This window comes from Ornithinibacillus scapharcae TW25 (genome assembly GCF_000190475.1).
Classification (GTDB): Bacteria; Bacillota; Bacilli; order Bacillales; family Amphibacillaceae; genus Ornithinibacillus; species Ornithinibacillus scapharcae.
Window position 1 is genome coordinate 102,944 of the sequence record NZ_AEWH01000004.1, and the last position, 26,958, is coordinate 129,901.

Sequence of the window (26,958 nt, forward strand, 5' to 3'; positions counted from 1 at the left end):
CTAATCTTCCCCAATCCATCCACGAAGTAACTTCGCAAATTCTTCCGGCTTATCTTTAGCCATTTTTTCTAGTTGCTTTTTACGTTGAGCAGATTCAGTCTCATCGGAAGCAGCTTCTATATCTGGAACCGTTTGGACTTGTTCTGTTGTAAATGCTGTCTCATCATATTCTTCCATTGTTGTGTTTCGCTTACGTTTAAATAGTAGAATTAGTAATAAAACGATTATTAGCAATAGTACGCCGCCAACAATGTACATCCAAACCGGAATAGTAAATGCAGGCTCTGCTGCTTGTTCGTTCCCGCCACTAAACTCTTGGAATACAATTGATGTCTTTTCTTCTGGTGTAATCTCCCCATATCCAGCATCAACAGATGTTGTAATAATCGAGTTTAATATAGAAGTAATACCTTCCTCTACTACTGCTCGATCCTGTGGATCAAGATCATTCTCATCAATAGCCACTTGAATTCCTAGGTCACGTACTTTATAAGGGCTTTCTACGATGTCTTTGTGAATTCGATTGAATTCATTATTGATTGTTTCTTTAATATATTCGTATTCTCCGTCGTTCCCATCTTCCGCACCAGGATAACCAGTAATATCCTCGTCTCCAGTCCCCGCTACACCGCCAGCTTGTGCGCCTTCTCCAGTGTAGGTTTCATGAATAGTCTCAACACTTACTGGTAAACCTTCCATTGTTTCAGGATCTGCAGGCTCAATGATTTCTTCCACTCGATTCTCTTGTGTGAAATCGATGTCAGCTGTTACAGATACAATTACGTTTTCCATTCCAACCATGGTACCTAGCATTTGCTGTACCCTTCTTTGAAGGTCGCGTTCAATATCTTTCTTTACAGTTTGTTGAAATGTGTACGCATCCCCAAATCCTGAACCATTCTGTGAATTCATATCAAAATACTCTGAGTACTGGTTCATAATCGTAATATTTTCAGGTAGAAGGTTGGGAACTGCTTTTGATACTAATTGATATAATGAATTAATTTGATTACCTTCAAATCGATAGCCTGGTGCAGTTTCAATTACAATAGATGCACTAGCTGGCTGAGTTGCTTCACTAACGAAAACTGGATCTTTCGGCATATTAATCATTACCGTAGCATCATTGATTCCATCAATACTCTTTATTAAATTTGCTAACTCACTTTGCATTGCGTCTAGTTTCATAATGTTAAATTCATTATCGGTTATTCCCCAAGAAGAATTTTCACTAAAGAAGGAGTAATCAATGTTACCACTGTCTGGAATACCAAGTCCCGCAAGATCAACTAATAATCCATCAGCTTGTTCTTCAGGAACTAATACAGTCGTTCCACCATCTTGTATTTCATAAGGAACTCCTCTAGTATCCAATTCTGTTTTTATTTGCCCGACTTCTTGTAAGGATAAATTATTGTATAATGGCACATAATTTGTTTTTGTCGCAAATATAGAGACAACCGCTACTAAAGCAATAACCGCGAGCATCGAACCTATTATTAAACCCTTTTGACCTTTTGACCGTTTCGTCCAAAACGATTTGGCCTTTTCATTTAGTTTCATTATTTTCTCGTTCATGTACTCCCCCGCCAAATAATATTGCAATAATAGTAGAAACTATGGCTCCCAGCTTGTTGGAAATCCATAGTTATGTTTTTGAGGTTTGCAATTTTTAAAATTTTATGTTCAAAACTATTTACAATAAAATAGATTGTACCGATATAAAAGAAAAAATTAAACCTGCATTCTCATGACTTCAGTATAGGCATCTATAGCCTTACGCTGAATTTCAACTGTTGCTTGTAATGTAATACTTGCTTTTTGAGCAGTAATCATCACATCATGCAAATCATCAATTTTCCCTAAAGCAAGTGCCTCCGTTTTCTTGTCGGAGACATTCTGTAACTCATTTACATTATTAATAGCGTTTTTTAATGCATTAGCAAAACTCGCTTGAGCCTCACCCACACTCTTCTTTTGTTTCGGTATCATTGTGCTTGGATTCACATGATTAATATTACCAATAGAAAGATTCATCACTATTCTCCTTATTTACCAATTTCAAGTGCCTTCATTAACATACTTTTACTAGCATTTAACGCAGTAATATTAGCCTCATAGGATCTAGTGGCACTCATTAGATCGACCATTTCTTTTAGTGGGTCGACATTGGGCATTTCTACATAACCCTCTTCATTCGCATCAGGGTGTGTTGGATCATAAACCAACTTAAATGGCTCCGCATCCTCAACAATCCCAGTAACTTTCACTCCTGAAGCAGGATTCGATGTTGTATTTTGTGCCTTCTGAAGAAAGGATTGGAAACTATTATCTGCCGGCGCCATCGTTACCATCTTTCTACGGTATGGTTCAAACTCTCCATTCTCGTTAATAGTTGCTCTAGTTGTGTTCGCGTTCGCGATATTAGAAGAGACAACATCCATACGAAGTCTTTGAGCAGTTAGTGCACTTGCACTCGCATTAAATGCGTTAAATATTGACATGGTTATCTACCTCCTCTAATAACTGTTTGTAAACTATTAAACTTTCCATTTAACCGGTCTACTAAACTTTGATAATATATTTGGTTCTGTGCCAATTCTGCCATTTCCTTGTCGATATCTACATTATTTCCATTATGGTTAAAGACAGTATTATTTCGTTGTATCGTTTTAAAAGAAACATTTTGATCATTTTCGAACGGAATGTGTCTTGGGTGTGTACGTTTAGCTGTAAGAGAACCCGAAAGTTCCTGTTGAAGTACGTCCTTAAAAACCACGTCTTTCGCCTTATAATTCGGTGTATCGACATTTGCAATATTAGAAGCGATTGTTTGATTTTTTACAGATGCATAGTTAAGAGACTTTTGTAATGTATTAATCGTACCGCTAAATAAGTCCATTTTTCACCCTCCTTTGATTGTCTTTTTATAAAGAAACGGACATAAATAAAAATTCTATACGAATATTGTAATTTATATCTTATATAAAGTCTATCAAAATTCGACATTTTTCAAGTTAATGCTCCAAAACAGTACCTGACTACTAGGTAATAATAACTAATTTACAGGTAAAAATATAACTCAGTCTACAATAACTTTCAACCTAATTTATTTTTTGTAGAATCTTGGTAAAAAAGAACCATACTCCACGCGCTTATCACCCTACTTTTTACCTACTTATTATCCTATAGCAAGAAGTCAATTACTAGCACATCTTTTTACCAATTATTACCTCCGGAGTTTCGTGTGAATGAGCATTATATCGTTTTCTTATCTTGAAGGAATTTGATTATCGATACTTTTAAACATGAAAAAAACCCTTAGATTTTTTAGTCTAAGGGTTTTATATTAGTAAGAATTATACTTATCTTGAACGTAATTTTTCTAATTCTACTAGGAATTTGTCGTTAAGAACTTTAATGTACGTTCCTTTCATACCTAGTGAACGAGATTCAATAACACCAGCACTTTCTAGTTTTCTTAGCGCATTAACAATTACAGATCTTGTAATTCCAACACGATCAGCGATTTTACTTGCTACTAGAAGACCTTCATGACCATTTAGTTCTTCAAAGATGTGATCAATCGCTTCTAATTCACTATATGACAATGAACTAATTGCCATTTGTACAACAGCTTTACTTCTTGCTTCCATTTCGATTTCTTCTGTTTTTTCGTGCAGTATTTCCATTCCTACTACAGTAGCACCATACTCTGCAAGTAGTAAATCATCATTATTAAATGCTTCTTTTAATCTACCGATAACCAATGTACCTAGGCGTTGACCACCACCAATAATAGGAACAATTGTTGTAAGTCCATCTTTAAATAAGTCTCTGTTTTCTACTGGAAAAACAGTGTATTGGCTATTAATTTCTAAATTAGCAGTAGTCTCATGAATATGGAATAGACCTTCTGTATATTCTTCAGGGAATTGTCTTTCTTCCAACATAGACTTCATACGCTCGTTTTCAATTTCTTGGTTAATCGCATAACCAAGTAGTTTCCCTCTTCTACTTAAGATGAATACATTACCTTTAATAACCTCTGTTAATGATGCAGCCATATCGTTAAAGTTTACTGATTTACCTGTTGCTTTTTGCAACATTGAGTTAATTTTTCTTGCGCGATCTAATAGTTCCATTTTTATAGTTCCTCCAATATATTAATTAATTACAATATAAATTGACTTAAATCTTTGTTTTTTACAATCGTACTAAGTTTTTGATCAACATATTCAGGTGTTATTTCCACGGTCTCCATGGTAACGTCAGGAGCTTCAAATGAAAGGTCTTCAAGCAATTTTTCTAAAATTGTATGTAGTCTTCTAGCTCCAATATTGTCCGTATCCTGGTTGACCTGATAGGCAATTTCCGCAATTCTATTTACAGCTTTGTCTGTAAATACAACATTTATACCCTCGGTTTTCAATAAAGCTTGATATTGCTTTAATAGTGCATTCGATGGTTCATTTAGTATACGCACAAAGTCATCGACCGATAACTTCTCTAATTCAACGCGAATTGGAAATCTACCTTGTAATTCTGGTATCAAGTCAGATGGTTTCGCCATATGAAATGCCCCTGCAGCAATAAATAGCATATGATCTGTCTTTACTGGACCATGCTTCGTTACAACAGTGGAACCTTCCACAATAGGTAGTATATCTCGTTGAACACCTTCACGTGATACATTCGGCGAGTTATCGTGCTTACCAGCAACTTTATCAATCTCATCTATAAAGATAATACCTGATTGCTCCGCTCTATTAACCGCTTCTTGTGACACTTCTTCCATATCGATTAACTTTTGCGCTTCTTGTTGAGTAAGTACCTTTCTTGCTTCTGAAACAGTTAACTTTCTTTTCTTTTTCTTCTTTGGCATAAATTGACCAAGTGTTTCTTGCATGTTCATTCCCATATGTTCCATGCCAGATCCCTGAAGTAAGTCAAACATAGATGGTGGGATTTCCTCAATTTCAATGGTTACAATATGATCTTCTAGTTCTCCCATTGCAAGCTGATGCGCTACTCGACTACGCTTAGATTTAATCTCCTCATCCTTCTCCATATTTTCATCTGCTTCATCATTACCTTGAGAAGAAAATAGCATTTCAAAAGGATTGGATATAGTAGATTGCTTTTTCACTTGTGGAACAAGGAGTTTAACCAACTTTCTTTCTGCTTCTTCCTTTGCCTTACCTAGAACATCATTCATTTTTTCTTCTTTTACCATTCGTAAGGACATTTCGACTAAGTCTCGCACCATCGATTCCACATCTCGCCCTACATAGCCTACTTCGGTAAACTTGGTAGCTTCGACTTTCACAAATGGTGCCCCAACAAGCTTTGCTAGACGTCTAGCGATTTCTGTTTTCCCAACACCAGTTGGTCCAATCATTAGTATGTTCTTAGGTACAATTTCATCTTTCAGTTTGTCATCAAGCAAAGTTCTACGGTATCTATTCCTAAGAGCAATTGCCACTGATTTCTTAGCGCTATTCTGACCAATAATGTAATTATCCAGTTGGTTTACGATTTGTCTTGGAGTTAAATTTATACCCATTCAAACATGGCCTCCCTTTAATCTAGTACTTCCAACGTAATTTGATCATTCGTAAATACACAAATTTCTCCTGCAATCTTCATTGCAGCAAGCGCAATGTCTTTAGCTGACATATCCTCCGCGTAGCTTACTAGTGCTCTTCCAGCACTAAGTGCATAATTACCACCAGAACCAATTGCAAGGATCCCATCATCAGGTTCAATCACTTCACCTGTACCTGAAATCAACAACATACTTTCCTTGTTCATGACAATCAGCATTGCCTCTAGCTTACGTAATACTTTATCACTTCGCCACTCCTGTGCTAACTCCACAGCTGCTCTAGTTAAGTTGCCATTAAACGCTTCTAACTTTCCTTCAAATTTTTCAAAAAGCGTAAAAGCATCTGCAACTGATCCTGCAAACCCCGCTAACACATTCCCGTTATATAAACGTCGTACTTTCTTTGCTTTATGCTTCATCACCACAGAATTACCTAATGTCACCTGGCCATCACCACTCATGGCGCTTTGGCCTTTGTGCTGTACAGCAAAAATTGTGGTAGCATGTATCTCTTGTGTCAAAAGGATCACCTCATCCGTTAATCTCGTTTATTTGCTCTTGGATGACTGCTTAAATAAATATTACGCAAATGGTCTTTTGTGACATGAGTATAAATTTGCGTAGACGAAAGACTTTCATGGCCTAATAATTCTTGAACAGTTCGTAAATCCGCACCTTCATTTAAGAGATGCGTTGCAAAGGTGTGTCTAAGTTTATGTGGATGAACATTTACAGTAAGCGCAGCTTTTTCTACCATTTTTGTCAGTACTAAGCGAATCCCCCTAGTGGTAATCGGGTTACCTCTAGAATTTAGAAAAAGAGTATCTGTATTGGATCCCGATTTTTCTAGTAGTTGCTGTCTACCATCATGTATGTATACTTGTAGCGCTTTTTCTGCAAAACTACCGAATGGAACATAACGTTCTTTATTTCCTTTTCCCTTTACCAACATCGTTCCAATATGAAAATCCAAATCCTTTAGGCGTAGATTCTGACATTCACTTACTCGAATTCCAGTACCATATAACGTTTCTAATAAGGCTTGGTTTCTTTGACCTAGAGGGTCTTCAGCATTATTACTTTCAAAAAGCTTCTCCATTTCCTCCGTATAGAGGAAACCTGGTATTGGTTTCGGAGCTTTTGGTAAAGTTATTAACGTAAAGACGTTATTTCCGATAATTTTTTCTCTCTCTAAAAACTTAAAGAAGGTACGCAAGCTAGATATTTTTCTTGATACGGACCTTCTAGATAGCTTTCGATTATATAGTGTAGTTAAAAAAAGCCGAACACAATGTTGGTCAACATCCTGCAGAGTATGAATTTCTTCTATAACTAAGAAAGAAAAAAACTCCTCCAAGTCTAGATTGTAAAATTCTATTGTGTATGGGGAAGCATTTTTTTCGATTTGTAGGTATTCGATAAAAGACTTCTGATATTCCGCAAATACTTTCAAATCCTCACCCCTGCCAACAGCCATGTACAAATATACCATAGATGGAATAGTTTTTGCAATGAACTTAACAAAATTGTAACAAAATTCTGAATTGAATTCAACTCGGACAAAATTCTATTCTTATCCATATTGTAATCCTGTCAAGTACTTCCACTTTCCACTGCATAATTATAGCCATTTCAACCCTAATAGTCAATTAGAAACTCTTCATATTTCGACATAATTCGATACCTTCTAATATTAGTAAATTATGTCCCACTAATCATTTTTACCAATTGTTTAAAAATTATAATTAAAATTTAATATTTCTTTACCCTAGAAATTTCAGTTTAAAACCTTACTGCTGGTTTGCACCTATGCTACCAGTCCAATATTCACTACATTATTCTTTACATGAAAAACACCTCTAATTGTTTCTGAAACAATTAGAGGTGTTTATAGGTCAAACTAGCCTTGCGTATTTTCCTTATAGTCACAATTTGTACAAGTTATCTGGGTCTCCTTTTTAGTCCGCTTCTCTACTAATAGAGAATCACACTTCGGACATGGCCTAGCGATTGGCTTATCCCAAGATACAAAGTCACATTCAGGGAATCGATCGCATCCATAAAATACTCGGCGTTTTTTAGACTTCCGTTCTACCACATTACCTTCCTTACATTTTGGACAAGTAACACCAACCTCTTTTAAGATAGGTTTTGTGTTTCGACAGTCTGGAAAATTAGAACAAGCTAGGAATTTTCCATATCGGCCCATCTTATAAACCATTTCATGGCCACAGTTCTCACAATCTATCCCAGCAGGTTCGTCTTTAATCTCGATTTTATCCATTTCTTCTTCCGCTTTGACTAAACGCTTTTGAAACCCATGATAAAAATCATCGATAATATTGACCCACTCGACCTTTCCTTCTTCTACAGCATCTAGGTCATTCTCCATTTTCGCAGTAAATTCCACATTGATTATCTCTGGGAAGAACTCTTTTAGGATATCCACCACAATTATACCTAGTTCAGTAGGAATAAAACGCTTATTATCTAATGTGACATAGCCACGCCGTTGGATGGTATCTAAAGTAGGTGCATAGGTAGATGGTCTACCAATACCTAACTCTTCCATCGTTTTCACTAATCTTGCTTCCGTATACCTTGGTGGTGGTTGGGTGAAATGTTGATTCGGAATAATTTCATTGGCATCCACTACCATTCCCTCATCAAGATCAGGCAAGATTTTGTCTTCCACTTTCTTATTATCATCTGTTCCTTCTACATATACCTTCATAAAACCTTTGAATTTTATTTTGGAACCGGTAGCACGGAATTCAACTTTGTTATTGATTAGTTGTACTGTCATCGTATCTAATACAGCTGGAGCCATTTGACTTGCTAAGAAACGTTCCCATATCAATTTATACAGTCTTAATTGGTCCCTTGAGAGAATTGCTTTTAGTGAATTTGGTTCTCTCATGACTGAAGTTGGACGAATAGCTTCGTGGGCATCCTGTGCATTTTCCTTTTGTTTCTCTTTCTTATTGACACCTAAATATTCACTTCCATATTTCTCTTCTACATATGCTTTTGCTTCTGTTTTTGCAGTTTCTGAAATACGAGTGGAATCGGTACGCATATAAGTTATTAAACCAGTAATGCCACCAGCAGCCTTACCAAGATCTATTCCCTCATATAATTGCTGAGCAATCATCATGGTCTTCTTTGCACGGAAATTCAATTTTCGAGCAGCTTCCTGTTGTAAAGATGATGTGGTGAACGGCTGTGAAGGGTTTCTCCTACGTTCCTTTTTCGTGACCTTGTCTATGGTAAACTTATTATCTACTAATTTATTCAATACATTATTCACTTCTGATTCTGATGATAACTCAAGCTTTTTACCGTCCACTCCATAAAAAGCACCATCAAATAACTCTTTGCCTGTTTGAAAGTTAGCTTCGATTGACCAGTATTCTTCTGGTTTAAAGTTATTTATTTCTTCTTCACGGTCTGTGATCATTTTAAGTGCAACTGATTGCACACGGCCTGCACTAAGTCCCTTCTTTACTTTCTTCCAGAGCAAAGGACTGATATTATAACCAACTAAGCGGTCTAGCACACGTCTCGCTTGCTGTGCATCTACTAAATCCGTATCAATTTTACGTGGGTTTTTAAAAGATTCCTTGATTGCTTCCTTTGTTATTTCATTAAATACAACTCTACATTCTGAGTTTTCATCCACATTTAAGGCATGAGCTAAATGCCATGCAATCGCTTCCCCTTCACGATCTGGATCGGCTGCGAGATATATTTTTTTGGCTTTCTTTGCTGATTTCCTTAAATCCTTTAATACATCACCTTTACCACGAATCGTAATATACTTTAGCTTATATCCCTCTTCTACATTGACACCCATTTGACTTTTCGGTAAATCTATTACATGTCCCATAGAAGCTTTGACTTTATATTTTTTTCCTAAGTATCTCTCGATCGTTTTCGCTTTTGCGGGTGATTCTACAATTACGAGATAATCTGCCATCCTCTTCCTCCTTAACTGAGGTAACGAAAAACCTAGTATATTAACCCCTAAATCAATCGCGTCCTAAAAGTGCTATACATCTAAATGTAAGAATAGATGATAAAAATGTCAACATATTCAGATTAAACATTTAAAAAATAGACTATTTTACTAAGTATTCATGTCCTAACTAAATCCTCACTAATAATAAATATATACCAGTCTTTTGTCAAACATACGATGGTAAAAAGTATCTTTAACCAAAATACTTAAAAACGACACTTTGATTGCTCTTAATGCCATTTATAAGCCTAAAGATATCCATTTGGACTACCTGATTCCCAATCCTCTAGGATATCTCTATATGTTAATGCAACTTTTGCCCCGTCTTGGATAAGCCTCAAGCATCCAATTGACTGAGGAATATGAGGTGCATCTGGTACTGCATATACTTCTCTTCCTTGATCCAAAGCCTGTTCTACCGTTATCATCGTTCCACTTTTTTCAGTTGCTTCTATTACTAAAGTACCAAAGCTTAAACCACTAATGATCCGGTTTCTTTCAGGAAAATGAAATTTCTTTGGAGGTGTATTGGGAGGGTACTCGGTAAGGACAAGTCCATTTTTAACTATTTGATGAAATAATGCCTTATTTTCTTTAGGATATATATGATAAAATCCACTACCTAAAACTGCAATTGTTTTGCCTTGATGATATAATGCTAGCTGGTGTGCATAAGAATCAATCCCTTTCGCCATCCCACTAATAATGACCCAATTTTTCTTTATTAATGGAGTGATCATATATCCTGTTTTTAATCCTCCTTGCTTGGTAGGTTTTCTTGTGCCAATTACACTGATGGAGGGTGATTTATTCATTAAAGTTTTATCTCCGGCAGCATACAAAACCAAGGGAGGATCTTGAATGTTCTTTAGTGTAATAGGAAATTCCTCATCTAGTATGGTGAGTATCTGAAATCGCCTCTTATCTGCCATCATTTCATCTATTAATGCATGACTATGCAGATCGTGAAATAATGAATCAGATTGTGTTACACCTATGGAGAGAAATTTTCTTAATTCAGCTGAAGAAAGGGAGTAGATAAAAGTTAGAGTGGCGTCCGTTTGAAGCATTCGATAGAGGTTTCTTCTTGACAGGTTTCGACATCGATGGAGGTGAATTAATCGATCTCGTTTATTTTGTAGCAAATTGTCACTTCCTTTTTATAATTTTTCATCTAGGGGCAGCGTATTAGGAAAGAACCTAAAAGTTAGCCTTTTAGGTTCTACCTATATTTACACGTTCAAGGTACTTAGTGTGTCTTACACTTTTCTGCTAAACCTGTTTCTTTCAGTACACGAATCATCGTTTCTCCGATTACAGAAGGTGTTTCTGCAACTTCAATTCCACATTCATTCATCACACGAATTTTTTCTTCAGCAGTACCTTTACCACCAGAGATAATTGCTCCAGCGTGACCCATACGTTTACCCGGAGGTGCTGTAGCACCACCAATGAATCCCACAACAGGTTTTGTCATATTCACTTTTACCCATTCAGCCGCTTCTTCTTCTGCAGTACCGCCAATTTCACCAATCATTACCACTGCATAAGTTTCTGGGTCATCATTGAATGCTTTTAATACATCAATAAAGTCTGTTCCATTAACAGGGTCTCCACCAATACCGACTGCAGTAGTTTGACCATAACCAGCTTGTGATAACTGGTGAACCGCTTCATATGTTAACGTTCCAGAGCGGGAAACTACTCCGATATGACCTTTTGTATGAATATAACCTGGCATAATACCGATCTTACATTCGTCTGGAGAAATAACACCCGGGCAATTTGGTCCGATTAAACGAGTTTTCTTCCCTTCCATATAACGTTTTACTTTAACCATGTCAAGTACAGGGATATGCTCTGTAATACAAATAACTAAATCTAATTCAGCATCTACCGCTTCTAGAATAGCATCTGCAGCGAATGGTGCTGGAACATAAATTACAGAAGCATTAGCACCAGTTTGGTCAACCGCTTCTTTTACTGTATTAAATACAGGAACACCTTCGACTTCTGTTCCACCTTTTTTCGGTGTTACACCGCCAACAATTTTAGTTCCGTATTCCAGCATTTGTTTTGTGTGAAATCTAGCAGTACCACCAGTAATTCCTTGGACAATTACTTTCGTATCTTTATTAACAAAAACAGTCATTTTCGTCCGTCCTTTCCAAAAACTAGTCTATTAAATTACAAGATTTTAAAATCCATTAAGCACCTTTTACTAGGGATACAATCTTCTCTGCCCCATCTGCCATGGAATCTGCAGGAATGATATTTAAACCAGACTCATTCAGAATCTTTTTACCTAAATCAACATTTGTACCCTCAAGGCGCACAACTAAAGGTAGATTTAATCCGACTTGTTTTGTAGCTTCTACTACTCCTTCAGCAATTACATCACACTTCATAATTCCGCCGAAGATATTTACGAAAATTCCTTTTACATTTTTATCGGACAAAATGATTTTAAATGCTTCTGTAACCTTTTCAGCAGTAGCGCCGCCCCCAACATCAAGGAAGTTAGCGGGTTCCCCGCCGTAATGTTTAATGATGTCCATTGTTGACATTGCAAGTCCTGCACCGTTTACCATACAGCCAATATTACCATCTAGTGCTACATAACTAAGGTCATATTTTGAAGCTTCAATTTCTTTTTCATCTTCTTCATCTAAATCACGATATTCTAAAACGTCCTTTTGACGATATAAAGCGTTATCATCAAAGTTCAACTTAGCATCTAAAGCAAGAACTTCCCCGTCACCAGTTGTAACAAGTGGATTGATTTCAGCAATAGAGCAATCTTTTTCGATAAATGCTTGATATAAACTTGTCATGAACTTAACTGCTTTATTTAATAACTCATCTGGAATATTCATATTAAATGCTAGTCTACGAGCTTGATAACCAGATAATCCTACAACAGGATCAATGACTTCTTTAAAAATCTTTTCAGGTGTTTCTGCTGCCACCTCTTCGATTTCTGTACCACCCTCTTCAGATCCCATCATAACCACTCGCGAAGTAGCACGATCAAGGACTACTCCAATGTAGTATTCCTTCTTAATATCGCAGCCTTCTTCAATAAGCAAGCGCTTAACTTCTTTGCCCTCTGGTCCTGTTTGGTGTGTTACAAGCGTTTTCCCAAGAATTTCATTCGCATATGTACGTACTTCATCTAAATTCTTAGCAACCTTTACCCCTCCGGCTTTACCACGGCCACCTGCGTGAATTTGTGCTTTTACAACAGTAACAGATGAACCTAATTTCTCTGCTGCCTCTACAGCTTCATCTACTGTGTATGCAACATATCCATTAGGAACTTTTACACCATAATTGCGTAAAATTTCTTTGCCTTGATACTCATGAATATTCATTCTTTGTCCTCCCATCAAAATTCACTGCATTTTCATTGTATTAAAAAACCGAAATTTGTACAAGAAAAGAGAAAAGAATTGTCGTAAAATTATTGGTAATTAATATTGGTATTAAAAAACGCTCCTCGAGTCTAACCGTATTTGTTAATACTCAAAAAGCGTCTAAATTACTCTAATCATTATTCATCTTTTGATCTGTGCGATAGATAAATGCAAATACCTCTGCTACTGCTTGATATAATTCTTCTGGTACTTTTTCATTTATATCTAATTCAGATAGTAATTCTATCATGGAACTATCTTCCATGATGGGTACATGATTTTCTTTCGCTTTTTCGATAATAGATTCCGCAATAAGTCCTTTCCCTGTTGCACTAACTCTAGGTACACTATCTTTTTCTTTGTCATAACTTAGGGCCACTGCTTTTTTTCTCGTTTCTCTCATATACGAAAGTCCACTCCCTCATATGGCACCTGTGGAGTCTTATAGGTAATTTTTCTGTCTAGTGTTTTAGATTCTTGATTGGTTAAAGGACGATGTGTAACACTTGATAAGTGGTAGTCTAATTGTTTTAAACCTTCCTTTAATAACGGCTTTAATGTATTCGTTATTCCATCAATCGGAAAATCATTTAAAATCGTCAAAGAAACAGCTCTTTTTTGTACATTCATATCTACAACAGTCCTCTTAATATTTGCCAAGTCTAGATAAAAAACTATGCGACAATAATTCGGGTTAATTTCTCCATTATCTTCTTTCTTTCCCTCAAAAGTCATCTCCACATCTTTCTCTAACCCTAGATTTCCCCCGGGAAGAACTAAATTCGCCTCGATAAATTTATCACTTTCATGAATCGACTGTAATTGTAATCCATTAATAAAGTGCAGTAACTTGGTCGCTTGCTCCTGGTGAGTTCCTGTCCCTTCGCCGGCCGTTACGAGCTGCATAAGCATCCCTTTTAGTGTATTGCTAGGATTATTTTCGTCCTGAGCAATTACCTTTTCGTAATTCATCCCAACATCTTTCAATACTTGATTTGTATGATCTAGAAATATCTCTCTCATTAATTGAAATACTATTCTATCTAGTTTTTCATAGCTTCCTTTATGAGTTAAGACCTGTAAATCTTGAAATAGTGATTGCATTTGTTGAGGTTGGTTCCCTATTGGTTCATGTTTACTTTGTGTGAGTGTGATAGGATTTAGATTCAGGTCTCTTGTTATTTTATTAAAAACTTCTGGTTCTAATATAGTGTTATTCATAAGACTAGTCTGAATGACATCTCCCCATTTTTGACCGATAACTTGAGCATTTCGGACAATCGATTCAATTTTTGAGAGACTTTGAATGAATGCTTGATTATTACCTACGTCAATATGAGGGTTAAAAGCTTTTACAAAGTGAGATGTATCACGGTTTACTGTATGATTAAAGCTTGAATATTGTATATCACGTTGAATGACACCAGAAGCTTGCAGTAGTCGAAAAACAGATTGATCTTCCACTAATGTTTGTAAACGTGAGACATCTACTTTTGCGGTACCAGAAAGCTGTGTTAACTGTTCAGTCATGTTCCTAGTTAACTGGAGAGGAACATCTTGACGTCGCAGCATTTCCTGATTTAATTGCCGAACCACATCAGAGAAATCTCCTGTATGCTTAGTTATTAGTGCACGAAAAACTGTGTCGCTTATTGGGAGCCTATTCTCTACCATTCCTCTTAACACAGTAACTGCTTGTGTTTTATTGTCAGCGCGCTCCAAAATTCCTAGTGCATGTTGAAGTTGAGATTTATCAAAAGGAATTTTATTTCGTAACAGATTATCCACAAAGGTAATATTGTTCTTCGTAGGCTTGATACCTAACTGTCGTACCAGTTCTTCCATGTTCGACTGGTTTCTATTACTCAATGTATCTCCAATAACTTTCAATTGCGTAACGTGATCGGTATTTTGAACTTGAAAATAATACCTCTCCCCAAGTTTTAACGAGGCTTCTAATTGTGCGATAAGTTGATGGAATCCCAATTGTATTTGTGCTTTATTATTTGGATAAAGCTTCAATATTTTCCCTTGAATGATTTGACCCTCTCTTAGTATGAAGGATGGATCTCTTACTTTTTTCATCTCGTTCGTAATAATTTTTTGGATACTCAACTTTATCACTCACTTCTTTAGCTCAAGATAGTTTCTTTAACAGGTGCAAAAGTCTTACGATGATATGGTGACGCGCCAAACTTTTTTAATTTTTCCATATGAACCTTTGTTCCATATCCCATATTGGATTGAAAATCGTACATAGGATATTGTTCATGAATAGTCCGCATCACTGAATCTCGAGTGACTTTGGCCAAAATACTAGCTGCAGCGATAGAGACACTTTTGGCGTCACCTTTTACAATGGATTCTGAACTACATGGAAGATTATTTAATTCAACAGCATCAATTAATACATAATCAGCTTTTGGTTCCAATTTGTTCAACGCTTGTTTCATTGCTAGCTTTGTTGCTTCATATATATTGATATCATCAATTACATCATTTTCGACAATAGATATTCCATAACTAATTGCCTGTTCTACAATAATTTGGTAGTATTCTTCTCTCTTTGACTTGTTTAGTTGCTTCGAATCATTCAAACCTAATAGCTTGAAATTATCTGGTAGAATCACAGCAGCTGCAACAACCGGTCCAGCTAATGGTCCTCTTCCAGCCTCATCAATCCCTGCTATTAATCTCTTACCCATAGAACGATATCTACGTTCATATGTACACATTTCTTCATAGGATTTCTCAAGAGCTAGCTGTTTTAACCGTTGTTTCTCAAAAGATTGAACAAGTTGTTGGACTCCTTTTCGTTCATCACTCTTTAATTCCTTTATGGCTACATCCGATAACTTACCTTCACGTAGTCTTTTTTTTTAATTCTGAAATAGACTGTTGATTTTGCATGGTAACACCTTCTCTTCCTATCTTATATATCGGCATTTTTTTAAAAAATAAAAGACACTCATCATAAATGAATGTCCTTTTTAAATCGTTGGCTTTTCTAGCGTAATCTTTCCAAGTCTTCCTGTTCTCAAATCACGTAAAACGATATCCGAAACTTTATCAAAATTAACATTCCCACCACTTTCAAGTGCACCTCTAAACTTACCTATCTGTTCAAAAATGATGAGCATTTCCTCTTCGTTTTGGTCAATTTGATACCGATCTTCTAATAGTGTAGGATAATTTTCTTGTAAGTATCGAATAACGAATACAACTATGTCCTGTAACGATAGTAGTTGATCTTTTATTGTTCCAATTGCAGCTAAGCGGTAGCCAACTGTTTGGTCCTCGAATTTCGGCCAAAGAATTCCAGGCGTATCGAGCAATTCAAATTCTTTTTTAACTTTGATCCAAAGTTGCTGTTTTGTAACTCCAGGACGGTCACCTACCTTGGCAATCTTCTTATTTGCTAAACGATTGATTAAAGTAGATTTACCAACATTCGGTATACCGACAATCATTGCCCTAGAAGCTCGTGGCTGTATTCCCTTTTGAATCAACTTATCCAGCTTTTTCTGACCTAACTCCTTTGCAAGCTGAATAACTTTATTGACGTCTGATTTATCATTCACATTAACAGCAAGTGCTGGAATGTCCCTTTCTTGGAAATATTTAATCCATTCATTTGTTACCTGAACATCTGCTAAATCACGTTTCATTAATAAAATCATCTTTGATTTATTTTGTAGCACTTGCTGAAGCATTGGATTTTGTGAGGATAGTGGTGCTCTTGCATCAACCAATTCCATAACAAAATCAACCAGTTTAAGCTTTTCTTCAATTTCTCTTCTTGCTTTTGCCATATGGCCAGGAAACCATTGAATTGTCATGCTTGTCCTACTCTCCTATGAATTGTAGCCTCTCAAATGGCCAATAGATAACACTTGCTTTCCCAACAATTTGTTCGATAGAGATTGGACCAAGCAATCTACTGTCTGTGGAATTAGTACGGTTATCACCTAACACAAATACATGTCCTTCCGGTACGGTAGAGTAGTTGCCAGTAATCTCTTCTAATGTGAAATCATTCGTTTCTATACTGATATCATTTTCAGTAAAAAACTTTTCCTCTATAGGTTTACCATTTATGTATAAGATATTATCCTTATATGCAACGTGTTCCCCTGGTAAAGCGATGACACGTTTAATAAAATCCTTTTGATCATTAGCGTGAAATACAACAATATCGAAACGATCTGGTTCATTAAATCTATATGTAAATTTGTTTACGATCATTTGATCGCGATCATGGAGTGTCGGTGCCATGGAAGGACCGTCAACGATTATTGGTGTAAATAAGAAGGTTCTTACCAGAAAGGCTAATCCTAGCGCGATAAGTAGAGCTTTAAACCAATCAAACCACTCATTTTTTCCTTTTGCCATATCCCAACCTCCGAAACCTATTTCATATAGTTTATTTTATTCCTTATTTTGATTCAAATATGTATAGAAAACACCTTTTACTACCATCCTTATGATATAAAAATAGGTATACTTCCCTATTTGCTATGTAAAAAGGAGCTTGAACAAAAAACCAAGCTCCTCTCTAACTGCATTCTTCGATTTCTAGTCTTATCGACGTTCTTTAATACGTGCTGCTTTTCCGCGTAGGTTACGAAGATAGTAAAGTTTCGCACGACGAACAACACCGCGACGAACTAACTCGATTTTATCAAGACGAGGTGAATGTACTGGGAAAGTACGTTCTACACCTACACCATAAGAAATTTTTCTTACTGTAAATGTCTCGCTGATTCCACCGTTTTGACGTTTAATAACGACACCTTCGAATACCTGAATACGTTCACGAGTTCCTTCGACAACTTTAACGTGAACTTTAACAGTATCTCCTGGGCGGAAATCAGGATGATCAGTACGAAGTTGATCTTTTGTGATTTCTTCGATTAATTTTTGCATCCTGCTTCACTCCTTCCAAACCAATGCTCTTACTACATCAAAGGTAACAGCGGAACATCGTTTATATGCACTTAACGTACTTAAGCACAATTAATAATATACCATAATTAGAAATAGACTTCAACTAATTTTTTTCTATCATAACTAGTCTAAGTCGGTCTCTTCCTTTATCTTTTGTAGGATTAACTTATCCTCCTCCGTTAAAGGATAGTTTTCTAGTAAATCTTTTCTACGTTGATAGGTTCTCCTAAGTGATTGTTCCCTACGCCACATTTCAATCTTAGCATGGTCACCAGACATTAATACTTCTGGTACTTTCATTCCTCTAAAATCAGCGGGTCTCGTATAATGGGGGTGCTCCAAAAGCCCAGTGGAAAAAGAATCCTGTGGTGCAGATTCTTCATTTCCTAGAACATCCGGTAGTAGTCTTACAACACTATCCACAACAACCATAGCTCCAAGTTCACCACCAGTTAATACATAATCACCAATGGAGATTTCATCCGTAATCAAATGCTCTCTTATACGTTCATCATAGCCTTCATAATGGCCACAAATGATGATCAAATGTTCTTCTTGTGCTAATTCTTCTGCTTTTTTTTGCGTATAACGTTCTCCTTGTGGACACATTAGGATAACTCGTGGTTTATTGGTTCCTTTTTGAGTTAGCGTTTCTACTGCATCAAATAATGGTTGTGGAGAAAGGACCATGCCTGCCCCACCTCCATAAGGATAATCGTCTACTTTATTATGTTTATTTTCCGTATAATCACGGAAATTCACTAAATTATATTGAAATTTATTCTTCTCTTGTGCTTTTTTCAAGATGGAAGTGTTTAATACACTCTCTATCATTTCTGGAAACAATGTTAAAACATCAATTTGCATTAGTCTAGCAGCCCTTCCATTGGATCAATGACTATTCTTTTTTCTGAAACATTTATATCCGTAACAACTTCCTCAATATAGGGAATTAATATATCCTTACCTTTCGGTTGTTTTACGACCCATACATCATTAGCACCAGGAGAAAGTATTTCCTTTACGATTCCAATCTTTTTCCCATCGTTCGTAAATACCTCACAACCAATAATTTCGTGGTAATAAAATTCGTTTTCTTCTAGAGCTTGTAGTTGAGATTCTGGAATCTTTAAATAAGAGCCTTTAAAATGTTCGACATCATTAATATTATCTAATCCTTTAAAGTGAACTAAATCAAAGCCCTTATGGATTCTATGACCATCAATCTCTAATTCACGAACTATCTTATCATCTGTTATTAAGTATAGTGTGTTACCCAATTCAAACCGTTCTTCAAAATCACTAACGCGTAATACTTTCAAGTCTCCCCGAATACCATGTGTATTAATAATTTTTCCTACTGTAAACATTCTTTCATTGTTCATTCTTATCACCTGCTAATTGTCAATTCTAACAACCACACCGTCTTTTAGGACGATAGCCGTTTGCTCCATAAGTTCATTCCAATGCGTCCCAATTTCAACCTCAACAAGAGCCTCAACTTCACTCTCAACAATTTCACTGCCAATTTCTAGCATTTCCAATTGCTCTGTTTTAAACGCAAGTAGCTTTAACTTTTCTTTACGATTTTTAATTTCTTGTTGAAACCGATCATGAAGGTCTTGTTTTGATATTCCTTTTTTATTTTGTAATTTTCGCTGTTCAAATAAAAGTTGTTGACACTCTTGTTCAAGCCGCATTTGATGTTTATTGAATTTCTTTTTTAGAACTTCCTTGCTATTTTCTGTAATAATTTGTTTAATCACTACTTTTTTAATAATATTCACGATTGATTCCTCGCTCTCAACTCTCATTTTAGTTGGCAGCCATTAAATCTTTCTTGTCTTGATATAATATCTATTTATCAACTTATATATTTGAATGTGCAAAAGGGAAAGGTTTCCCTTTCCCTTTACATGATATCCAAATAGATTCGTTTATTTGCATCTGATTTTGCAGCATAAACAACAGTGCGAATCGCTTTTGCAATACGACCATTTTTACCAATTACCTTCCCAACATCGTTTGGATTAACGGTTAGATGATAGACGATTTTAGAATCTTCTTCTCTTTCCGTTACAACAATATCTTCTGGATAATCTACTAATGGTGTTACAACCGATTCAATCAGGGCTTTCATGATATCACACTACTTTACTTATTAGTTTTTTGTTCGTGGAATTTCTTCATGATGCCTTCTTTTGAGAATAAGTTACGTACTGTATCACTTGGCTTAGCGCCTTTTGTCATCCAATCAAGTGCTTTTGCTTCATCTATTTTAACTTCAACTGGATCAACTACAGGGTTATATGTTCCAATTTGTTCAATAGAACGTCCGTCACGAGGAGAACGTGAATCAGCTACAACAATACGATAGAAAGGTTTTCTTTTAGAACCCATACGTTTTAAACGAATTTTTACTGCCATTACTTGCACCTCCATTAATATGTTCTCACAAGAATTGATTTTAACAGAAACTTGAAAGTCTGTAAAGTGTTTTTGCATTACATCTATTTTTTTATTCTAATTCACTTGATTGCGAGTTGGTTTAAAAAGGATTAAAAGGCAATTTTAACCCTTTTCCCTTTTTCCCTTTTTGCATATTGGTCATTTGTTTCATCATTTTTTTCATTTCATCAAACTGTTTTAATAATCGGTTTACCTGTGATACCGATGTTCCTGAACCTTTGGCAATTCTTTTTTTACGACTCGCATTCATAATAGTCGGATCTTGACGCTCTTTCTTTGTCATCGACTGTATGATTGCTTCAACATGCGATAATTGCTTTTCATCAAATTGCACGTTCTTTAGGCCCTTCATTTTATTAGCTCCAGGAATCATAGCTAATAAATCATCAAGCGGTCCCATTTTCTTTACCTGACTCATTTGTTCTAAAAAGTCGTCAAAGGTAAAAGTAGCATTTCGCATCTTTTCTTCTAATGCTTTTGCCTGCTTTTCATCAACAGAGGATTGGGCTTTTTCAATTAGTGTTAACACATCTCCCATACCGAGAATTCGAGAAGCCATTCGTTCTGGATGGAACGGCTCTAATTGATCCAATTTTTCTCCCATACCTGCAAACTTTATAGATTTACCTGTTACGGCCTTAATCGATAAAGCAGCCCCTCCACGAGTATCTCCGTCAAGCTTCGTAACAATAACACCAGATATGTCTAGTTGTTCATTAAAGCTCTCTGCAACATTCACAGCATCCTGACCTGTCATTGCATCTACAACTAAGAAGATTTCATCTGGATTCACTGTATCTTTAATTTGTTCTAGCTCCTGCATTAAATCCGTATCGACATGTAATCGACCTGCAGTATCAATTAATACATAGTCGTGATGTTCTTCTTTTGCTTTTGCAATGGCATTTTTCGCAATATCAACAGGGTTTGCTTCTGTCCCCATAGAAAAAACAGGCATATCTAATTGCGAACCTAATGTTTCTAACTGTTTGATAGCAGCAGGACGATATACATCACACGCGACTAATAAAGGAGAGCGATTATACTTTTTACGTAGTAAGTTTGCTAACTTCCCTGTCGTTGTTGTTTTACCTGCCCCCTGTAAACCTACCATCATGATGACAGTAGGTGGACGGTCACTAACTGCGATTTTGCTTTGTTCGCCACCCATCAGTTCTGTTAATTCTTCTTTTACAACTTTAATAACCTGTTGGCCAGGTGTGAGGCTCTCTAAAACTTCCTGCCCGACTGCACGTTCTTTAATACGTGCAATTAAATCCTTGACGACCTTAAAGTTTACATCTGCCTCTAGTAGTGCTAAGCGTATCTCACGGGTCATTTCTTTAACATCTTGTTCCGAAACTTTCCCTTTACCAGTAATTTTTTTAATGGTACTTTGCAGACGGTCAGCTAATCCTTCAAATGCCATAGAAGGTGTCCCCCTAATCTAATTCTTTTAGTTGAGCAATATAATTGATAAGCTCTTGATCTCCACGATCTGAAATATAGTTTTCTAATTGTTTTATAAGCTTCATCCGCTTCTCAAACTTATCTAGAAGAAGTAATTTCTTCTCATAGGATTCAAGCATTGCTTCTGTTCGTTTAATATTATCATAAACTGCTTGACGTGAAACCTTTGCCTCTTCTGATATTTCCCCCAACGAATAATCCTCAAGATAGTACATTTCCATATAGTTACGTTGTTTGGGTGTCAACAATGCCTGGTAAAAATCTAATAAATAATTTATTCTTGTCGTCTTTTCTAGCATTTCCCCACCCCTTGTTAAGTGAAAATCCTTTACAATTATATTACTCGAACAGTGGGGTCTTTTGCAAGTAGAAGACAAACCTATTCTTCTACTGTCTCTTCGATCATATCTGCAAATAACCCATAAACAAATGCATTAGCATCAAATTTTTGCATATCTTCTGCCTTCTCACCTAAGCCAACGAATTTAACCGGAATATTTAACTCATGTCTAATAGCTAGGACGATACCACCTTTAGCCGTACCATCTAATTTAGTTAATACGATGCCCGTAACATCCGTTGTTTCCGAGAAGGTTTTCGCCTGACTTAACGCATTTTGACCCGTAGTTGCATCCAGGACCAATAGTACTTCATGCGGTGCACCCGGAATTTCACGTTCAATAACACGTTTTACCTTTGATAACTCATTCATTAGATTCACTTTATTTTGTAATCTTCCTGCCGTATCACAAAGTAGCACATCTACATTTCTAGATTTTGCGGACTTTATGGCATCGAAGATTACTGCTGCTGGGTCACTGCCCTCGTTTTGTTTAATGACTTCCACACCTGCACGTTCACCCCAAACCTCCAATTGATCAATAGCACCAGCACGGAAAGTATCTCCTGCTGCCAGCATAACTGATTTCCCTTCAGATTTTAGACGATGTGCTAATTTACCAATGGATGTTGTTTTACCAACCCCGTTTACTCCAACTACAAGAATAACAGTTAATCCAGTTTCTTGTATATTTAAGGTTTCTATTTCTTCGTTTTCATCACCATAATAAATCTCAACTAATTTTTCCGAAATAACTTCTTTCATCTCACTAGTATCTTTGATTTTTCGACGTTGAACTTCAAATTTCAGTTCGTCAATTAGGTCCATAACAGTCGTAACACCAACGTCCGCGGAGATAAGAACCTCTTCTAATTCCTCGAAGAAATCTTCATCAACTTTCCGATAGCGTGCAATTAAATCATTGATTTTACCAGAAAAGGATTTTCTAGTTTTCTCCATACCATCTTTATATTTAGTTGAAACTTCTTCTTGGTTCTCTTGTTTGAATTTGTTCTTTAACTTTTGTAGAAAGCTCATAAATTCTTCACTCCTCTTAAGCTTGTATAAGCTCTTTTGTTTCCTCAAGTCGAACAGATACTAGTCTAGATACTCCAGACTCTTGCATCGTAACGCCATATAATACATCCGCTTGCTCCATAGTTCCTTGGCGATGTGTAATGACGATAAATTGTGTATTTTCACTGTAATGTTTGACATATTTAGCAAATCTTACTACGTTAGCTTCATCTAATGCAGCCTCCACTTCATCAAGGACACAGAACGGTACTGGACGAACCCTTAAAATAGCAAACAGTAGAGCAATCGCAGTTAGTGCACGTTCCCCACCTGATAAGAGTCCTAAATTCTGAAGTTTTTTACCAGGAGGCTGAGCAATAATATCAACACCCGTATCTAAAAGATTCCCGGGCTCCGTTAATCTCAGTTCTGCATGACCACCACCAAATAGTTCTTTGAATACAATGGCAAACTCATCTTTAATTTGCCCAAACGTTGTACCAAATAGGTGCTCCATCTCTTCATCCATTTCCTTTATTGCTGCATATAATGTTTCCTTTGCTTTCACAAGGTCATCTTTTTGCTCGGTTAAGAAAATATAGCGCTCTGAGATACGTTCGAATTCTTCAATTGCACCGATATTAACGTTTCCTAACCTTTCAATTCGTGCTTTGATATCAGCCACTTTCCGCTTAGCTTCCTCAATATTGTCTACTTTTTCATAGTCTTGCTTTGCCCGCTCAAATGTAATAATATACTCAGATTGCAATACGGTTAGACGATTCTCTAACTCTACATCTACCCGATTTGCTTTGACTTCTTTTTGCTGAATTCGTTGCATAATTGCTTGGTGTTTTTTATTTTCTTCTTTTAATTCTCTCTCTTCGTCTTGTATTCTTTGCGTAAGATCCATTCGATTTGATCGTAGTTGTTGTATAGTTGTTGTGATTTCTTCTTTTTGATTGCTTTTTTCTAAGAGTTTCTCATTAATTTCTTCTTCGGTTTCATCAGATTGCGATAACTCGAATAATTCCTCTAAATCACTTACAACTACATCATGACGTCTTTTTAGTTCTTCTAGTTGAACACTTAGATTATCTGTTTTCTCTTGTTGGCTCTTTACACGCTCTTCTTGTTCAGCTAGCTGTACTTGATATTGGTGAAAATCTTGCTGAAGTTGATCTTGATTTTCTTTAAACTCTGTTTCTTGCTTTGATAAGGTGTCAATTTGTTGTTGAATTTCTGCCAGCTTATCTTCAATTTCTGTAAGTTCAGCGCTTAATTTTATCTCCCTATCATCCAGCATCTTCTTATCGAAGTCATATTGCTGATTATCTTGGTCATAAACAGATAAGTTTTCTTGTAGGGAAGCTAGCTTTAATTCAATTTCTCGAAGTGAGGATCTTGCTTCTTGATGTTTATGTTGATCCATACTGATTTCACTCTCTAGCTTCTGTAAGCTCATTTCTAAGTCTGAAAGTGAACTTTTTTCCTTTTTCACCTGGACTTCAAAAGCATGTGCTTTAACTTCGTACTCCGCTAATTTTTCTGTTAATTCTTCTAAATCCTTCTCTCTAGTAAATAAGGATTGGTTTGTTTTCTTTTGTGCCCCACCTGACATGGAACCACCGGGATTGACGACATCGCCTTCTAAAGTGACAATACGATATTTACGCATAACTATCCTAGCGATATCATTAGCATCTTTTAATGTTTTCGCTATGACAACATGTCCCATTAGATGATCGATAGCTTTCTGATAAGAGCTCTCTGTAGATATTAGCTTAGCTGCAACTCCTACAAAGCCAGGATGTGTCTCTATTTGAGATAAAATATCCTGTGGAATATACCTTGCTTGTATAGAACCAAGTGGTAGAAATGTAGCTCGTCCGTTATTCGTTTGCTTTAACCAAGAGATAGCCTTACGTGCTGATTCATCATTTTCCACAACAATATGTTGAGCTTGGCCACCTAATACCGTTTCAATTGCGGTTATATATGTTTTGGGTACATCAATAAGCTCGATTACTGCACCATGAATTGAAGTTAATTTTCTATCTTCACGTGCTTTTAATACCGCTTTAACACCTTGGAAGAATCCTTGGAAATCTTCCTTCATTTCTTCCAGCATCTCTTTCTTCGACTTCAATTTTTCAATGAATTGATAACCTTGATAAAGTTTTGTTTGCGATTCTTGATAATGATTTCGCTTTTCCTCAATTTCTCTTTTCAGTCGTTTAATAGAGTCCTCTTTCTCCCGATATTGTTTTTCTACCGTGGATAGAACATTTTCTGCATCCTTTAGATTAGCTGTGTAATTCTCTCTTAACTCAATTAAGTCCTGAAATTTCTCTGATTGTCTATCTTTTTTTACATCTATCTGTTGGATTTGTTGGGCAATAGATTGTCTTTCATTCCGTTTTGCAGCTTGTTCATTAAGATACTCAATGTACTCTGACTTAAGGTCTTCTATCTGTTCTGATAGACTATCCTTATCTGTCGTTAACTTTCTGCGAAGCTCCTCAACTAGTTGTTTTGTTTCCTGTTTTTTTCCTTGAAGATCTTTTAATTTCGTGAGCTCTACTAATAATTCTTGCTCAAGCGTTTGAATTCTCAATTCAGCTTCTTGCTTTTGTTCCTCAAGCTTCTCTTTGTTTTCTGAAAAATGCTTCGACCTTTCATAGAAGACTTGCTTCTTACCTTCGTATTGCTCCAATAGCTGTGTCGTGGTAAGTAGGCGTTCTTGAAGGGCATTGATTTTATCATCGATGTCTTCTATTTGCCCACGTTCTTCCGTAAGACTTGCTTCCTTTTTCTGAATTTGGGTTTTAATTCCAATTTCATCCATCTTCTCGGCTTCAATTTCTTTTAATAAGCCTTGCCATTCTTCATGTAATTGCTCTATTTCCGTAATCAATAAAGAAATCTCTTGATTTTTTAATAAATCTTTTTGCTTCAAGTATTCCTTCGCGGTCTCTGCTTGAGCTCTTAAAGGATCTAGTTGATTCTCTATCTCGTGAATGATATCCTCTACTCTGTTAAGATTTTCTTGTGTTTCAGCTAGTTTATACTCAGCCTTTTTCTTACGTTGCTTATATTTTAAGACTCCTGCCGCTTCTTCAAAGATTGTACGTCTTTCTTCGGCTTTAGAGCTTAAAATTTCCTCTACTTTCCCTTGACTAATGATAGAGAATGCTTCTTTCCCTAAGCCCGAATCAAGAAATAAATCAATAATGTCTTTTAGACGACAAGATTGCTTATTTAGAAAAAACTCACTTTCTCCTGATCGATATACCCTTCTTGTAACACTTACCTCTTCGTAATCAAGTGGTAGTGCTTGATCACTATTATCTAATACAAGGGTCACCTCAGCTACATTCAATGGTTTTCTTGAATCACTACCTTGGAAAATGATATCTTCCATTTTCGTTCCTCGTAGTGATTTAGCGGATTGTTCACCCAGTACCCAGCGGATTGCATCGGTTATATTACTTTTCCCACTTCCATTAGGCCCAACCACCGCTGTAACCCCTGGAACAAAATCAACATTAATCCGCTCTGCAAAGGATTTAAACCCCACACTTTCTAATCTTTTTAAAAACATAGACATTCTCCTATTAGAAAAAAAACTAGTATTTCTAATCCATTTTCCCAAATTTTCTCTATCTCG

At 36.3% G+C, this 26,958-nt stretch carries 27 protein-coding genes; all 27 read right to left on the reverse strand.

The genetic code is table 11. The features are described from left to right. Positions 1-1,578 carry a flagellar basal-body MS-ring/collar protein FliF gene (gene fliF, locus G5W_RS0100970; protein WP_010093432.1) on the reverse strand — a complete coding sequence of 526 codons (1,578 nt, stop codon included), beginning with the start codon at positions 1,576-1,578 and terminating at the stop codon, positions 1-3. Positions 1,579-1,734: 156 nt separating this feature from the next. Then, on the reverse strand, positions 1,735-2,037 hold the full coding sequence (fliE, locus tag G5W_RS0100975) for a flagellar hook-basal body complex protein FliE (protein ID WP_010093433.1): 303 nt from the start codon (positions 2,035-2,037) through the stop codon (positions 1,735-1,737). Between the two features lie 11 nt (positions 2,038-2,048). Then, on the reverse strand, positions 2,049-2,504 hold the full coding sequence (gene flgC, locus G5W_RS0100980; RefSeq protein ID WP_010093434.1) for a flagellar basal body rod protein FlgC: 456 nt from the start codon (positions 2,502-2,504) through the stop codon (positions 2,049-2,051). 2 nt (positions 2,505-2,506) lie between these two features. Next, the gene (gene flgB / locus G5W_RS0100985; RefSeq protein ID WP_010093435.1) at positions 2,507-2,902 is read right to left on the reverse strand and encodes a flagellar basal body rod protein FlgB; all 396 of its coding nucleotides are present in this window, start codon (positions 2,900-2,902) and stop codon (positions 2,507-2,509) included. 463 nt (positions 2,903-3,365) lie between these two features. After that, the gene (codY, locus tag G5W_RS0100990) at positions 3,366-4,145 is read right to left on the reverse strand and encodes a GTP-sensing pleiotropic transcriptional regulator CodY (RefSeq protein WP_010093436.1); all 780 of its coding nucleotides are present in this window, start codon (positions 4,143-4,145) and stop codon (positions 3,366-3,368) included. Positions 4,146-4,174: 29 nt separating this feature from the next. Then, positions 4,175-5,566, reverse strand: a complete 1,392-nt coding sequence (hslU, locus tag G5W_RS0100995; protein WP_010093438.1) for an HslU--HslV peptidase ATPase subunit — start codon at positions 5,564-5,566, stop codon at positions 4,175-4,177. A gap of 17 nt (positions 5,567-5,583) precedes the next feature. Then, a complete protein-coding gene (gene hslV, locus G5W_RS0101000) occupies positions 5,584-6,129 on the reverse strand; it encodes an ATP-dependent protease subunit HslV (RefSeq protein WP_010093439.1) in 546 nt (181 codons plus the stop codon). Between the two features lie 17 nt (positions 6,130-6,146). After that, a complete protein-coding gene (xerC, locus tag G5W_RS0101005) occupies positions 6,147-7,061 on the reverse strand; it encodes a tyrosine recombinase XerC (protein WP_010093440.1) in 915 nt (304 codons plus the stop codon). A 447-nt stretch (positions 7,062-7,508) separates the two neighbouring features. Further along, entirely contained in the window at positions 7,509-9,587 is a 2,079-nt protein-coding gene (gene topA, locus G5W_RS0101010) for a type I DNA topoisomerase (RefSeq protein ID WP_010093441.1), read from the reverse strand. A 290-nt stretch (positions 9,588-9,877) separates the two neighbouring features. Next, positions 9,878-10,774 carry a DNA-processing protein DprA gene (gene dprA / locus G5W_RS0101015; protein WP_029190960.1) on the reverse strand — a complete coding sequence of 299 codons (897 nt, stop codon included), beginning with the start codon at positions 10,772-10,774 and terminating at the stop codon, positions 9,878-9,880. A 104-nt stretch (positions 10,775-10,878) separates the two neighbouring features. Next, positions 10,879-11,781, reverse strand: coding sequence for a succinate--CoA ligase subunit alpha (gene sucD / locus G5W_RS0101020; protein WP_010093443.1), 903 nt, complete (start codon positions 11,779-11,781; stop codon positions 10,879-10,881). A gap of 55 nt (positions 11,782-11,836) precedes the next feature. Next, a complete protein-coding gene (gene sucC, locus G5W_RS0101025) occupies positions 11,837-13,003 on the reverse strand; it encodes an ADP-forming succinate--CoA ligase subunit beta (protein ID WP_010093445.1) in 1,167 nt (388 codons plus the stop codon). Positions 13,004-13,175: 172 nt separating this feature from the next. After that, on the reverse strand, positions 13,176-13,448 hold the full coding sequence (locus G5W_RS0101030; protein ID WP_010093447.1) for an EscU/YscU/HrcU family type III secretion system export apparatus switch protein: 273 nt from the start codon (positions 13,446-13,448) through the stop codon (positions 13,176-13,178). Next, positions 13,445-15,160 (reverse strand): hypothetical protein, encoded by a 1,716-nt coding sequence (locus G5W_RS0101035; RefSeq protein ID WP_010093449.1) that lies wholly within the window; start codon positions 15,158-15,160, stop codon positions 13,445-13,447. Before G5W_RS0101035 ends, G5W_RS0101030 begins: the two co-directional genes overlap by 4 nt. A 17-nt stretch (positions 15,161-15,177) precedes the next feature. Next, complete coding sequence (locus G5W_RS20180; protein WP_050801630.1) at positions 15,178-15,885, reverse strand: ribonuclease HII; 708 nt, start codon at positions 15,883-15,885, stop codon at positions 15,178-15,180. A gap of 150 nt (positions 15,886-16,035) precedes the next feature. After that, entirely contained in the window at positions 16,036-16,884 is an 849-nt protein-coding gene (ylqF, locus tag G5W_RS0101045) for a ribosome biogenesis GTPase YlqF (protein ID WP_010093453.1), read from the reverse strand. Positions 16,885-16,891: 7 nt separating this feature from the next. Further along, a complete protein-coding gene (gene lepB, locus G5W_RS0101050; protein WP_010093455.1) occupies positions 16,892-17,437 on the reverse strand; it encodes a signal peptidase I in 546 nt (181 codons plus the stop codon). Between the two features lie 189 nt (positions 17,438-17,626). Next, positions 17,627-17,971 carry a 50S ribosomal protein L19 gene (gene rplS / locus G5W_RS0101055; RefSeq protein WP_010093457.1) on the reverse strand — a complete coding sequence of 115 codons (345 nt, stop codon included), beginning with the start codon at positions 17,969-17,971 and terminating at the stop codon, positions 17,627-17,629. A 144-nt stretch (positions 17,972-18,115) separates the two neighbouring features. Further along, entirely contained in the window at positions 18,116-18,859 is a 744-nt protein-coding gene (gene trmD, locus G5W_RS0101060) for a tRNA (guanosine(37)-N1)-methyltransferase TrmD (RefSeq protein WP_010093459.1), read from the reverse strand. Further along, complete coding sequence (rimM, locus tag G5W_RS0101065; protein ID WP_010093461.1) at positions 18,859-19,377, reverse strand: ribosome maturation factor RimM; 519 nt, start codon at positions 19,375-19,377, stop codon at positions 18,859-18,861. The genes trmD and rimM overlap by 1 nt, the downstream gene beginning before the upstream one ends. 12 nt (positions 19,378-19,389) lie before the next feature. Next, complete coding sequence (locus tag G5W_RS0101070) at positions 19,390-19,779, reverse strand: YlqD family protein (protein ID WP_029190961.1); 390 nt, start codon at positions 19,777-19,779, stop codon at positions 19,390-19,392. Between the two features lie 125 nt (positions 19,780-19,904). Further along, positions 19,905-20,132 (reverse strand): KH domain-containing protein, encoded by a 228-nt coding sequence (locus tag G5W_RS0101075; protein WP_010093465.1) that lies wholly within the window; start codon positions 20,130-20,132, stop codon positions 19,905-19,907. A 14-nt stretch (positions 20,133-20,146) separates the two neighbouring features. Further along, positions 20,147-20,419: a 30S ribosomal protein S16 gene (gene rpsP, locus G5W_RS0101080; RefSeq protein ID WP_010093467.1), complete on the reverse strand. Its 273-nt coding sequence runs from the start codon at positions 20,417-20,419 to the stop codon at positions 20,147-20,149. A gap of 121 nt (positions 20,420-20,540) precedes the next feature. Beyond that, positions 20,541-21,890: a signal recognition particle protein gene (gene ffh, locus G5W_RS0101085; RefSeq protein ID WP_010093469.1), complete on the reverse strand. Its 1,350-nt coding sequence runs from the start codon at positions 21,888-21,890 to the stop codon at positions 20,541-20,543. Between the two features lie 13 nt (positions 21,891-21,903). Beyond that, positions 21,904-22,230: a putative DNA-binding protein gene (locus G5W_RS0101090; RefSeq protein WP_010093471.1), complete on the reverse strand. Its 327-nt coding sequence runs from the start codon at positions 22,228-22,230 to the stop codon at positions 21,904-21,906. 80 nt (positions 22,231-22,310) lie between these two features. Next, entirely contained in the window at positions 22,311-23,309 is a 999-nt protein-coding gene (gene ftsY / locus G5W_RS0101095) for a signal recognition particle-docking protein FtsY (RefSeq protein ID WP_010093473.1), read from the reverse strand. A 16-nt stretch (positions 23,310-23,325) separates the two neighbouring features. Beyond that, positions 23,326-26,892 (reverse strand): chromosome segregation protein SMC, encoded by a 3,567-nt coding sequence (smc, locus tag G5W_RS0101100; RefSeq protein ID WP_010093475.1) that lies wholly within the window; start codon positions 26,890-26,892, stop codon positions 23,326-23,328. Positions 26,893-26,958: the final 66 nt, after the last annotated feature.